The organism is Arthrobacter sp. BPSS-3 (genome assembly GCF_044628475.1).
Lineage (GTDB): Bacteria > Actinomycetota > Actinomycetes > Actinomycetales > Micrococcaceae > Arthrobacter.
On sequence record NZ_JBIMMV010000002.1, the window covers coordinates 446,751 to 458,231 of the forward strand.

The window sequence follows — 11,481 nt, forward strand, 5'->3', positions numbered from 1 at the left end:
AGGCCGCGGATGGTTGACGCTATGGTGCCCGGCGGCTACCTCCGGGGCGTGAAGCTCGGGGTAGACGTCGGCACCGTGCGCGTGGGGGTGGCAGTGTGCGACCCTGACGGCATCCTCGCCACCCCGCTCCGGACGCTCAAGCGCGACTCCAAGAAGGCCTCGGATGTCAAGATCCTGGTCCGGGAGGCGCTGGAGCGGGAGGTCGTCGAAATTTTTGTCGGCCTGCCGCGCACCATGAAGGGGGAAGAGCACGCCTCCGCGACAATGGCTTCCGACTATGCAAAGCTACTGGTCAGTACCCTGCGGGCGGCCGACGCCGACATTCCCGTCTGGCTGGTTGACGAGCGACTGAGCACCGTTTCAGCGCACCGGGACCTGCACCAAGCTGGCATGAGCAGCCGCGACCATCGTAAAGTGGTTGATCAGGTTGCGGCCGCAGGGATACTGCAACACGCAATCGATATGCAAAAGGCCAGGGGGACGGAAGTGGGTCGCCGCGTCAGCGCGGACCCGCAGCCGGGGCCGACCGGTGGCGGCGCTCAGGCCGCCCCGGACTTAAACGCGCATTCTGCACAACGCATTCTGCCCGAAATGGAAGGCTACAGTGAGCCCGGTCAACAATGACGAGTCCTCTGGTTTTGCCACTGGCGGCGCAGACCGCCCGCTGACGCGCAAGGAAATCCGGGCCCAGGAGAAGTTCCTGGCCACCCAGAACCACGAAGTCGTCCCGCCGCAGGCCTATGTCACGGGCCAGGAGGAGCAGGGCGCCCCCGAAGCGCCGTCCCGCCAGGAGTCCGTGCACGAACCGGTCCAGGAACCCGTGCACCAGGAACCCGCGTACGCCGAGCCCGTGCAGGAGGAACCGGTCCACGCAGAGCCCGTGCAGGAGGAGTCGGTCCACGAAGCGCCGGTCCACGACGCGCACACCGACCAGGTGCCCGTGCACGAACCGGCCCAGCAGGCCGTCCATGTCGAGCCCGTGCCCGCCGAAGAGGCGCACCACGACGCCGGCTACGCGGCTCCCGCCTTCGCAGAGGCCGTCCATGTCGAGCCGGCCCACGAGCTGCACGAAGACGCGGCCCACGAGCCCGTCCACGAATACGCCGGCGGCCTCTCCCGCGAGGAAACCCTCCGCCGCGCCGACGCCCTGCAGTACGGCCACGCCGCCGAGAGCGGCGCCTACTACGACGATCACCACGAGGACGCGGCCTACGCCGAACACCCCCTCGAAGACCACCACGACGAAGAGGAGCACGGCCGCGACCTGATCGGCGCCGCGGGCATCCCCGTCGCCAAGGGCCCGTCCAAGAAGGTCCGGCGCCGCCGCCGCTTCCTGGCCCTGGTCCTGACCCTCGCCGTCTTCGTCGTCGCAATCGTCGTCGGCGCCCAGTTCATCAAGCCGCTGCTCGGCGGCAACACCGTGGCGGACTATCCGGGCCCCGGCACCGGCGAGGTCACCATCACCGTGCCCGCCGGCGCAGGCCCCAAGTCCGTGGCCGCGGACCTGCAGGCCAAGCAGGTCATCGCCAACCCGGACAACTTTGTCAAGGCCTTCGTGGCTGCCGGCGGGGCCCTCACCCCGGGCACCTTCAGCATGCGCAAGGAAATGAACAACACCGATGCCGTCAACATCCTGCTGAACAAGGGCAGCGGCAAGGTCATGTACTTTGCCCTCAGCGCCGGCATGCGCATCAACGAATCCCTGCAGGCCATCTCCGAAGGCACCGGCGTGCCGGTCCCCGAGCTCAAGGCGCTCAGCGACTCCCCGGCACAGTTCGGCGTTCCCGCGAAGGCCAAGAATCTTGAAGGCTTCCTGTTCCCCGGCGAATACCGCTTCCCGCTGGGCACCTCCGCCAAGGACGTCCTGACGAAACTGGTGGGCAGCACCCTGGACGAGCTGAAGGCCCAGGGCATCACCGACCCGGCCAAGCAGTACGACGTCCTGACCGTCGCCAGCATCGTCCAGGCCGAGGGCGGCCAGGCCGAGTACGGTGACGTCGCCGGCGCCATCTACAACCGCCTCAAGCCGAACAACACGGAGACCGGCGGCCTGATCCAGTCCGACGCCACCGTCACCTACGGCCTGGGCATCCGCAGCTTCCACATCGATGAGGCGCAGAAGGCGGACAAGTCCAACCCGTACAACACCTACGCCAACCAGGGCCTGCCCGCCGGTCCGATCGGCTCGCCGGGCAAGACCGCCATCGACGCCGCCGCCAAGCCGAAGACGAACGACTACCTCTACTGGGTGACGGTCAACCTGGACACCAAGGAGACCCTGTTCGCCAAGACGCTGGCGGAGCACAACGTCAATGTGGCCAAGTACAACGCCTGGTGCAGCGCCAACCCGAACCGTTGCGTGTGACCGGACGGGCGGCCGTCCTCGGCCACCCCATCGGGCATTCGAAGTCCCCGGGCCTGCACCGGGCCGCCTACGCGGCGCTCGGCGTGGACATCGGCTACGAGGCGATCGATGTCACCGTCGACGCCCTGCCCGGGTTCCTCTCGACGGTCCGCGCAGAGGACAGTTGGCGGGGGCTCTCGGTGACGATGCCGCTGAAGGCCGCCATGGCCGCGGCCGTGGACGAGGTCCGCGGCGTGGGGGAGGCCCTCGGTGTGGTCAACACCGTGGCGTTCGAGCCCGGGCCCGCAGGTCCCCGCCTCGTCGGGTACAACACGGACGTCGCCGGAATTGTCAACGCCCTCCGCTACGCCGGCGCCCCTGATGCGCCGTCCGCCGCCGTGCTGGGCGGGGGCGGGACCGCCGCGGCCGCCGTCGCCGCCCTCCGTGACCTCGGCACCGCCTCCGCCACGGTTTTCGTCCGCGACGCGGTCCGGGCCGCCGACGTGCGCGCCGCCGCCGCCGGCGTCGGCATCGACCTGCAGTTCCGGCCCCTGACGGCGGCCGCCCGTGAACTCCCCGGCTACGACGTCGTCGTCTCCACCCTGCCGCCGCGCGCCGCGGACGGAACCGGAGCGGACCTCGCCGCCGCCGGCGCCGCGACGCCTGGCATCCTGCTCGATGCCGCGTACGACCCGTGGCCCAGCCGGATCGCCGTGGCGTGGACCGCGGGTGGCGGAACCGTGGTCCCCGGCCTGGAAATGCTGCTCTACCAGGCGATCGAACAGGTCCGGCTTTTCGCAGCCGTCGACGGGACGATGCCCGCCGAAGTCATAGATGTGATGTGTGACGCAGTAGGGGCACCTCGACGGGTGTTCTAAGTGCCGCACATGGCAGGATGGAAGCTATGTTGCGTTGGTTGACCGCCGGTGAATCCCATGGCCCGGCACTGGTCGGAATTATTGAAGGCGTCCCCGCCGGCGTCGAACTCAGCAGTCCCCGGATCGTCGAGGCCCTCGCCCGGCGCCGGCTCGGCTACGGCCGTGGCGCGCGGATGAAGTTCGAACAGGACGAGGTCAGCATCCTCGGCGGTGTCCGCCACGGCCTGACCCAGGGCGGCCCCATCGCCATCCAGGTGGGCAACACCGAATGGCCCAAGTGGGAACAGATCATGTCCGCGGACCCGGTGGACCCGGAGACCCTCGCGGACCAGGCCCGCAACGCCCCGCTGACCCGGCCCCGTCCCGGCCACGCCGACTTCACCGGCATGCAGAAGTACGGCTTCGACGAGGCCCGCCCCGTCCTGGAGCGCGCCAGCGCCCGCGAGACCGCCACCCGCGTGGCCCTCGGCTCGGTGGCCGCCGCCTACCTCTCCCAGCTCGGCATCGAACTGGTCTCCCACACCGTCTCCATCGCCACCGTCTCCGTCCCGGAGGGCAAGCCCCTTCCGGTGCCCTCGGACGTGCTGGCCCTCGACTCGGACCCGCTGCGCTGCTTCGACCGCGAAACCTCCGACGCCATGGTCGCCGAGGTCGACTCCGCCCACAAGGAGGGCGAAACCCTCGGCGGCGTCGTCGAGGTCCTTGCCTACGGCCTACCGCCGGGACTGGGCAGCTACGTCCACTGGGACCGCCGGCTGGACTCCCGCCTCGCCGCCGCACTGATGGGCATCCAGGCGATCAAGGGCGTCGAGGTCGGCGACGGCTTCCTCACGGCCTCCCGGCGCGGCTCGGCCGCCCACGACGAGATCGTCAAGGACTCCGATGGCCGGATCATCCGCACGTCCAACCGCGCCGGCGGGATCGAGGGCGGCATGAGCATCGGCGACGTGCTGCGCGTGCGCGCCGCCATGAAGCCGATCGCCACCGTGCCCCGGGCGCTCAAGACCGTCGACGTCGCCACGGGCGAGGCCGCCAAGGCCCACCACCAGCGCTCCGACGTCTGTGCGGTCCCGGCCGCCGGCGTCGTCGCCGAGGCCATGGTGGCACTGGTCCTGGCCGAGGCCGTGGCCGAAAAGTTCGGCGGTGACTCGGTTGCCGAGACCGCCCGCAACCTCAAGGGCTACCTGGACAACATCCCGGCGTCCCTGGACTCGATCGGCCACTAGTGCCTGCCAGTGAAACGCCGCGCCGGCAGGCCGGCAGCCGGGCCCCGATCGTCCTGATCGGGCCGATGGCCGTCGGCAAGTCCGCGATCGGCCAGCAGCTGGCCCAGCACCTTGGCGCCCGGTTCATCGACACCGACGCCGAGGTGGTCAGCCAGCACGGCGCCATCGCGGACATCTTCGCCAGCCGCGGCGAGTGCGCCTTCCGCGAGATGGAGGCCCGGGCCGTGTCCCGCGCCGTGGAAGACGCCGCCGAATTGCCGACCGTCATTTCCCTCGGCGGCGGCGCCGTGCTGGACTCGGGCACCCAGCAGCTGCTCGCCGGCTGCACCGTGGTCTATCTCGAATGCGACGCCGGCACCGTGGCGGACCGGATCGCCCGGAACTCCGGCCGGCCGCTGTTGGCAGGGGACGCCATGGATCGGTGGCGGGCCCTCTTCGCCACCCGCCAACCGGTCTATGAACGACTCGCCGACATCGTCCTCGACGTCCGTCACGGCAGCGTCGCGGACTTGGCACACCGACTTGAAGATGCGCTCCGGCGCCCCGCCGGCACCGCCGCGGCGGCCCCGGCGGCAACAAAGAAAGTGGAACTGTGAGCAACGAATCAACCACCATCCCCGTCACCGGCCAGTCGGCGTCGGAGAACTACGACGTCGTCGTCGGCCGCGGCCTGCTCGCCGGCCTCCCGGCGCTGCTGGGGGAGCGGGTCAAGCGCGTCCTGGTCATCCACCCGCGCGCCCTGCGGCTCACCGGCGACGCCGTCCGCGAGGAACTCGGCACCGCCGGCTTCACCGCCCTGACCGCGGAAATCCCCGACGCCGAAGAAGGCAAGCACATCGAGGTCGCCTCCTTCTGCTGGCAGGTGCTCGGCCAGAACGACTTCACCCGCTCGGACGCGATTGTCGCCGTCGGCGGGGGAGCGGTGACCGACCTCGCGGGCTTCGTCGCCGCCACGTGGCTGCGCGGCATCAAGGTGGTTCACATGCCCACCAGCCTGCTCGGCATGGTGGACGCCGCCGTCGGCGGCAAGACCGGGATCAACACCGCCGAGGGCAAGAACCTGGTGGGCGCGTTCCACCCGCCCGCCGGCGTCCTGGCCGACCTGGACACCCTGGACACGCTGCCGAAGAACGAGATCATCTCCGGTCTCGCCGAGGTGATCAAGTGCGGGTTCATCGCCGACCCGGCCATCCTCGACCTGATCGAGAAGGACCCCGAGGCCGCCACCGATCCGCGCTCGGAGGTCCTGCGGGAACTGATCGAACGCGCCATCACGGTCAAGGCCCGCGTGGTCTCCGAGGACCTCAAGGAAACCGGACAGCGCGAAATCCTGAACTACGGCCACACCCTGGGCCACGCGATCGAACTCGCCGAGCGCTACTCCTGGCGGCACGGCGCCGCCGTGTCCGTGGGCATGATGTTCGCCGCGGAACTGGCCCGCAGCGTGGGCCGGCTCAGCGACGCCGACTTCGACCGGCACCGGGCCATCCTGGAAAGCCTCGGCCTGCCCACCACCTACCGACGCGACCGCTGGCAGGCGCTGCTCGACGGGATGCGCCGGGACAAGAAGTCCCGCGGCGACCTGCTGCGCTTCGTGGTGCTCGACGGCGTCGGACGCCCGGGGATCCTCGATGTCCCGGACACCTCGCTGCTTTTCGCCGCCTACCAGGAGATTGCCTCCTGATGATCAGCGACAACGGCGGCACCAGCGAGTGGCCGGACGCCGGGTTCCCCGGCATCCGGATCAACCCGCGCACGCTCATGCCGGAACTGGTCAACGAGGAGGCCTGCGCCGACGCCCTCGCCGCGTCGCAGGACCCCACCGACCTGATCTTCGTCCGGCTCGTCGAGGGCCACCCCGGGGAGGCGGCCGAGCTGCTCGCCGAGGCCCGGTACAAGGACCCCGATTCCTTCCGGCTCCGGATGTTCGAGGCGGAGGTGCTGCGCGTCTCGCACCGCTCCGACCGCGCCGTCGAACTCTACCGGCAGCTGCTGGCCGAGGCGCAGGGCACCCCAGAGGAGGCCTCCGTCCGGCAGCACCTGGGCCGCTCCTACTTCGCCGCCGGCAACACCGCCGCCGCCGTCGAGTCCTTCGCCAAGGCCCTGGACCTCCGGGTGGCCGGCGCCGCCGACGCGGCCCTGATCTACTCCTCAACCGTGGCCCTGCAGCGCGCCCGGGACGTGCTGGACCTGGCCTCCTGAGGGACCCCGTCCGGCACTGCATCCGTAAAGCCGGTAGAATGGATCTTGGATTTTTGAAAAACACGCGCGGAGCCGCCCATTGGGCGCGCCCGCATGGCATACACGGCTGGCGGCTTAGACCGGCCATTGACGAAACCTGAGGATACTGTGGCAACGACCAACGACATCAAGAACGGAACCGTGCTGAAGCTGGAAGGCCAGCTCTGGAACATCATCGAATTCCAGCACGTCAAGCCCGGCAAGGGCGGCGCCTTCGTCCGCACCAAGATGCGTAACGTCATGTCCGGCAAGGTTGTCGACAAGACCTTCAACGCCGGCCTCAAGATCGAGACCGCCACCGTGGACCGCCGCGACTACCAGTACCTGTACCAGGACGGCGCCGACTTCGTCTTCATGGACACCTCGGACTTCGACCAGCTGACCGTGCCGGCCGCCACCGTCGGCGACGCCACCAACTTCATGCTTGAGAACCAGATGGTCAACATCGCCATCCACGAGGGCAACCCGCTCTACATCGAACTGCCGCCGAGCGTCGTGCTGGAAATCACCTACACCGAGCCGGGCCTGCAGGGCGACCGCTCCTCCGCCGGCACCAAGCCCGCCACCCTGGAAACCGGCTACGAGATCCAGGTGCCGCTGTTCGTCGAGAACAACACCAAAGTTAAGGTCGACACCCGCGACGGCAGCTACCTTGGCCGGGTCAGCGACTAGTGAGCGCCCGCGGTAAGGCCCGCAGCAGGGCCCTGGATGTTCTTTTCGAGGCGGAACAGCGTTCCGTCTCCGCATTCGATGTGCTGCGCTCCCGTCGTGAACAGACGGATCAGGTCATCAACCCCTACACCCTGGAGATCGTCGAGGGTGTGGTCTCACACCAGGCCGCCATCGACGAGTTCCTGGAAACCTACTCGCAGGGCTGGTCGCTGGAACGGATGCCGTCCGTGGACCGCATCATCCTGCGCGTGGGCACTTGGGAACTGCTCTACAACGACGACGTCCCCGACGGCGTCGCGGTGAGCGAGGCGGTGGCGCTGGCCAAGACGCTCTCGACGGACGAGTCCCCGTCCTTCATCAACGGCCTGCTGGGCCGGCTGCAGCAGCTGAAGCCGTCGCTGCTGGCCTGATCCGGCCGGCACCGAAGCGCCCCCATGACGGGGGACTCTGCGGCGAAAAACTCCGGGCCGGTGCCCGCCATCACGGCGGGCACCGGCCCTTTTGCGTCACTGCGGCTGTTCTCGCCCGTGTGATGCACACCGCGTCCCGGAGGCCCGAAGCGCCGTGGCCCGTGTGGTAATTTGAAAGAGCAAATGTTCCTTTTTTAATTCCGTCCCGTGAGGCGGGGAAAGGGGAGACGAGCGATGACTTCTGTTCCGGAATCACCGGTACCGGCGACGGTTCAGCTGAGCCGCGTCGTGCTCAGCCAGGCCGACATCGACCGGGCCCTCACTCGTATAGCCCACGAAATTCTCGAGTCCAACAAGGGCTCCCAGGACCTGGTCCTGCTGGGCATCCCGCGCCGCGGCTACCCGCTGGCCGTCCGGCTCGCCGCGAAAATCGCCGCCGCCGATCCCTCCGTGGATCCCGCCGCCATCGTCGGCCAACTCGACGTCACCATGTTCCGTGACGACCTCTCGCACCAGCCCACGCGGCCCCCGTACCCCACGCAACTCCCGCGCACCGGCATCGACAACAAGGTCGTGGTCCTCATCGACGACGTCCTCTACTCCGGCCGCACTATCCGCGCCGCCCTCGACGCCCTCGTGGACCTGGGTCGGCCCCGGATCGTCCGCCTGGCCGTCCTGATCGACCGGGGCCACCGCGAACTGCCGATCCGCGCCGACCACGTCGGCAAGAACCTGCCGACCTCCTCCGCCGAGAAGGTCCGGGTCCGGCTCGAGGAAACCGACAGCGCGGACGGCCGGCCCGTCAACGAGGTCGTCATCGAGGCAGCCGTCGAGGCCACCGCATGAGGCACCTGCTCTCCACCGGTGACCTCAGCCGCGCCGACGCAATCCGCATCCTCGACACCGCAGAGGAAATGTCCGCCGTCGGCGACCGCGAGGTCAAGAAACTTCCCGCCCTCCGCGGCCGCACCGTGGTCAACCTCTTCTTCGAGGACTCGACCCGCACCCGCATCTCCTTCGAGGCCGCCGCCAAGCGGCTCTCTGCGGACGTGATCAACTTCGCCGCCAAGGGCTCCTCCGTTTCCAAGGGCGAATCCCTCAAGGACACCGCCCAGACCCTCGCCGCGATGGGCGCGGACGCCGTCGTCATCCGGCACTGGGCCTCCGGCGCCCCGCACCGGCTCGCCGCCACGGACTGGATCGACGCCGGCGTCGTCAACGCCGGCGACGGCACCCACGAACACCCCACCCAGGCCCTGCTGGACGCCTTCACCATGCGCCGGCACTGGTCGAAGCTCGCCGGCGTCCCTTCCACCGGGGCGGACCTGACCGGGATGCGGGTCGCGATCGCCGGCGACGTCCTGCACTCCCGGGTGGCCCGCTCCAACGTCTGGCTGCTGCGCACCCTCGGCGCCGAGGTCACCCTCGTGGCGCCGCCCACGCTGCTGCCCATCGGCGTCGAACACTGGCCGTGCACCGTCAGCTACGACCTGGACCAGACCCTCGCCGGCGGCGTGGACGCGATGATGATGCTCCGCGTGCAGGGCGAACGGATGAACGCCTCGTTCTTCCCGACCACCCGCGAATACTCCCGCCGCTGGGGCTTCGACGACAACCGCCTCCGCGCCCTGGACACCCTGGGCCTGAAGGACACCATCATCATGCACCCCGGCCCGATGAACCGCGGCCTGGAGATCTCGTCCGCCGCCGCCGATTCGCCGCGGTCCACCGTCCTGGCCCAGGTCCGGAACGGCGTGTCCGTCCGGATGGCCGCCCTGTACCTGCTGCTCTCCGGCGACACCCGCGAGCCAGCCCCCACCCACGCCAAGGAGAACCACTGATGGCACCGCAGCACCAGACCGGCAGCTACCTCATCCGTGGCGCCTCGATCCTCGGCGGCCCGGCCGAAGACCTGCTGATCCGCGACGGCGTCATCGCCGCCCGCGGCACCGACCTCGCCAACGACGACGGCGTCACCGTGATTGATGCGCACGGCCTCGTCGCACTGCCGGGCATGGTGGACATCCACACCCACCTGCGCGAACCCGGCCGCGAGGACGCCGAAACGGTCGAAACCGGCACCCGCGCCGCCGCCCTGGGCGGCTACACCGCCGTCCACGCCATGGCCAACAGCAACCCCGTCGCGGACACCGCCGGCGTCGTCGAACAGGTCTTCAGCCTGGGCCGCACCGCCGGCTGGGCCGACGTCCGCCCGGTCGGTGCCGTCACCGTCGGCCTGGCCGGCGAGCAGCTCGCCGAACTCGGCGCCATGGCCGACTCCCGCGCCCGGGTCAGGGTCTTCTCCGACGACGGCATCTGCGTCAGCGACCCGGTCCTGATGCGCCGCGCCCTCGAATACGTCAAGGCCTTCGACGGCGTCGTCGCCCAGCACGCGCAGGAACCCCGGCTCACCGCCGGGGCCCAGATGAACGAGGGCGCCGTCTCCGCCGTCCTCGGCCTCGCCGGCTGGCCCGCCGTGGCTGAGGAAAGCATCATCGCCCGCGACGTCCTGTTGGCCCAGCACGTCGGCTCCCGCCTGCACGTCTGCCACGTCTCCACCGCCGGCTCGGTCGAGATCATCCGCTGGGCCAAGTCCCGCGGCATCAACGTCACCGCCGAGGTCACCCCGCACCACCTCTGGCTCACCGACGAACTGGTCCGCAGTTACGACCCCGTCTACAAGGTCAACCCGCCGCTGCGCACCGACGAGGACGTCCAGGCCCTGCGCGCCGCCCTCGCCGACGGCACCATCGACGTGGTCGGCACCGACCACGCCCCGCACCCCAGCGAGCATAAGGAGTGCGAGTGGGCGCAGGCGGCCATGGGCATGACCGGGCTGGAGACCGCCCTCTCCGTCGTCCAGCACACCATGATCGAAACCGGCCTGATGGACTGGGCCGATTTCGCCCGCGTGACCTCCACCACCCCCGCCGCGATCGGCCGGGTGGAAGACCAAGGCCGGCCGCTGGAAGCCGGGGAACCCGCGAACGTCATCCTGGTGGACGCGGCTGCGCGCTGGAGCGTTGACCCTTCTAAGATGGCAACCATGGGCCGCAACTCTCCATTCGCCGGCCGGGAACTCCCGGGCAAGGTGATGGCCACCTTCCTGCACGGCCACCCGACCGTCCTCGACGGCGCGCTGAACACCCCGTACCGCTGGGACGCCGCGGAAACGGCGGGGCGCCCCTGATGGTCAAGGAACTCTCCCTGCTCCTGGTGCTGGTCCTCGTGGCCGTGGCACTGGTGCTGATCGGGCTGGGCTGGCGCAACCGGCTCCGACGCCAGGCGGACATCCCGGCGCTGCCCGAGGCCCCCGACGCGCTTGGCCCGGCCCTGGCCGAGGCCGAGGGCCAGTACGTGGCCACCACCACCGCGGGGGACTGGCTGGACCGGATCGCCGTCCACGGGCTGGGCCTGCGCACCAACGCCGGCCTCTCCGTGCACCGCGACGGCGTCCTGTTTGACCGCACCGGCGCGGGTCCGCTCTTCATCCCCGTGGAACGCCTCACCGGCGTCCGCCAGGAAAGCGGCATGGCCGGCAAGTTCGTGGAACAGGACGGGCTCCTGGTCCTGAGCTGGATGCTCGGGACCCGCGAGCTGGACACCGGATTCCGCAGCCGCCGCGCCGAGGACAAGACCGCCCTCCTGACCGTTCTCAATGATTTGATCTCCGCTGCCCCCCAGGCAGAAGCCGAAAGTGGAAAGTAACG

Annotated in this window: 13 protein-coding genes; all 13 read left to right on the plus strand. The window is 69.7% G+C overall.

What is annotated here, in order from left to right; all coding sequences use genetic code 11:
* The first annotated feature begins 9 nt into the window (after nucleotides 1-9).
* Nucleotides 10-624 (plus strand): Holliday junction resolvase RuvX, encoded by a 615-nt coding sequence (gene ruvX / locus ACFVY3_RS05120; protein ID WP_400158967.1) that lies wholly within the window; start codon nucleotides 10-12, stop codon nucleotides 622-624.
* Nucleotides 605-2,365 carry an endolytic transglycosylase MltG gene (mltG, locus tag ACFVY3_RS05125; protein WP_400158968.1) on the plus strand — a complete coding sequence of 587 codons (1,761 nt, stop codon included), beginning with the start codon at nucleotides 605-607 and terminating at the stop codon, nucleotides 2,363-2,365. The genes ruvX and mltG overlap by 20 nt, the downstream gene beginning before the upstream one ends.
* Complete coding sequence (locus tag ACFVY3_RS05130) at nucleotides 2,362-3,222, plus strand: shikimate dehydrogenase family protein (RefSeq protein WP_400158969.1); 861 nt, start codon at nucleotides 2,362-2,364, stop codon at nucleotides 3,220-3,222. The genes mltG and ACFVY3_RS05130 overlap by 4 nt, the downstream gene beginning before the upstream one ends.
* Before the next feature lie 26 nt (nucleotides 3,223-3,248).
* Nucleotides 3,249-4,448 carry a chorismate synthase gene (aroC, locus tag ACFVY3_RS05135; protein ID WP_400158970.1) on the plus strand — a complete coding sequence of 400 codons (1,200 nt, stop codon included), beginning with the start codon at nucleotides 3,249-3,251 and terminating at the stop codon, nucleotides 4,446-4,448.
* Nucleotides 4,448-5,044, plus strand: a complete 597-nt coding sequence (locus tag ACFVY3_RS05140; protein WP_400158971.1) for a shikimate kinase — start codon at nucleotides 4,448-4,450, stop codon at nucleotides 5,042-5,044. Before aroC ends, ACFVY3_RS05140 begins: the two co-directional genes overlap by 1 nt.
* Nucleotides 5,041-6,132, plus strand: a complete 1,092-nt coding sequence (gene aroB, locus ACFVY3_RS05145; protein WP_400158972.1) for a 3-dehydroquinate synthase — start codon at nucleotides 5,041-5,043, stop codon at nucleotides 6,130-6,132. The genes ACFVY3_RS05140 and aroB overlap by 4 nt, the downstream gene beginning before the upstream one ends.
* Nucleotides 6,132-6,650, plus strand: a complete 519-nt coding sequence (locus ACFVY3_RS05150) for a tetratricopeptide repeat protein (RefSeq protein WP_290257743.1) — start codon at nucleotides 6,132-6,134, stop codon at nucleotides 6,648-6,650. The genes aroB and ACFVY3_RS05150 overlap by 1 nt, the downstream gene beginning before the upstream one ends.
* A 147-nt stretch (nucleotides 6,651-6,797) precedes the next feature.
* Entirely contained in the window at nucleotides 6,798-7,361 is a 564-nt protein-coding gene (gene efp / locus ACFVY3_RS05155; RefSeq protein WP_400158973.1) for an elongation factor P, read from the plus strand.
* Nucleotides 7,361-7,771, plus strand: a complete 411-nt coding sequence (gene nusB / locus ACFVY3_RS05160; protein WP_290257744.1) for a transcription antitermination factor NusB — start codon at nucleotides 7,361-7,363, stop codon at nucleotides 7,769-7,771. Before efp ends, nusB begins: the two co-directional genes overlap by 1 nt.
* A gap of 234 nt (nucleotides 7,772-8,005) precedes the next feature.
* Nucleotides 8,006-8,617 (plus strand): bifunctional pyr operon transcriptional regulator/uracil phosphoribosyltransferase PyrR, encoded by a 612-nt coding sequence (gene pyrR / locus ACFVY3_RS05165; RefSeq protein WP_364135507.1) that lies wholly within the window; start codon nucleotides 8,006-8,008, stop codon nucleotides 8,615-8,617.
* Nucleotides 8,614-9,612 carry an aspartate carbamoyltransferase catalytic subunit gene (locus ACFVY3_RS05170; RefSeq protein ID WP_400158974.1) on the plus strand — a complete coding sequence of 333 codons (999 nt, stop codon included), beginning with the start codon at nucleotides 8,614-8,616 and terminating at the stop codon, nucleotides 9,610-9,612. The genes pyrR and ACFVY3_RS05170 overlap by 4 nt, the downstream gene beginning before the upstream one ends.
* Entirely contained in the window at nucleotides 9,612-10,961 is a 1,350-nt protein-coding gene (locus tag ACFVY3_RS05175; protein ID WP_400158975.1) for a dihydroorotase, read from the plus strand. Before ACFVY3_RS05170 ends, ACFVY3_RS05175 begins: the two co-directional genes overlap by 1 nt.
* Entirely contained in the window at nucleotides 10,961-11,479 is a 519-nt protein-coding gene (locus ACFVY3_RS05180) for a hypothetical protein (protein WP_400158976.1), read from the plus strand. Before ACFVY3_RS05175 ends, ACFVY3_RS05180 begins: the two co-directional genes overlap by 1 nt.
* Nucleotides 11,480-11,481: the final 2 nt, after the last annotated feature.

What these genes read in the sequence shown, in the direction of transcription:
- ACFVY3_RS05175 (WP_400158975.1), top strand. Translation starts at nt 9,612, where the DNA reads ATGGCACCGCAGCACCAGACCGGCAGCTACCTCATCCGTGGCGCCTCG.
- ACFVY3_RS05170 (WP_400158974.1), top strand. Translation starts at nt 8,614, where the DNA reads ATGAGGCACCTGCTCTCCACCGGTGACCTCAGCCGCGCCGACGCAATC.
- ruvX (WP_400158967.1), top strand. Translation starts at nt 10, where the DNA reads ATGGTTGACGCTATGGTGCCCGGCGGCTACCTCCGGGGCGTGAAGCTC.
- pyrR (WP_364135507.1), top strand. Translation starts at nt 8,006, where the DNA reads ATGACTTCTGTTCCGGAATCACCGGTACCGGCGACGGTTCAGCTGAGC.
- ACFVY3_RS05180 (WP_400158976.1), top strand. Translation starts at nt 10,961, where the DNA reads ATGGTCAAGGAACTCTCCCTGCTCCTGGTGCTGGTCCTCGTGGCCGTG.
- ACFVY3_RS05150 (WP_290257743.1), top strand. Translation starts at nt 6,132, where the DNA reads ATGATCAGCGACAACGGCGGCACCAGCGAGTGGCCGGACGCCGGGTTC.
- aroC (WP_400158970.1), top strand. Translation starts at nt 3,249, where the DNA reads ATGTTGCGTTGGTTGACCGCCGGTGAATCCCATGGCCCGGCACTGGTC.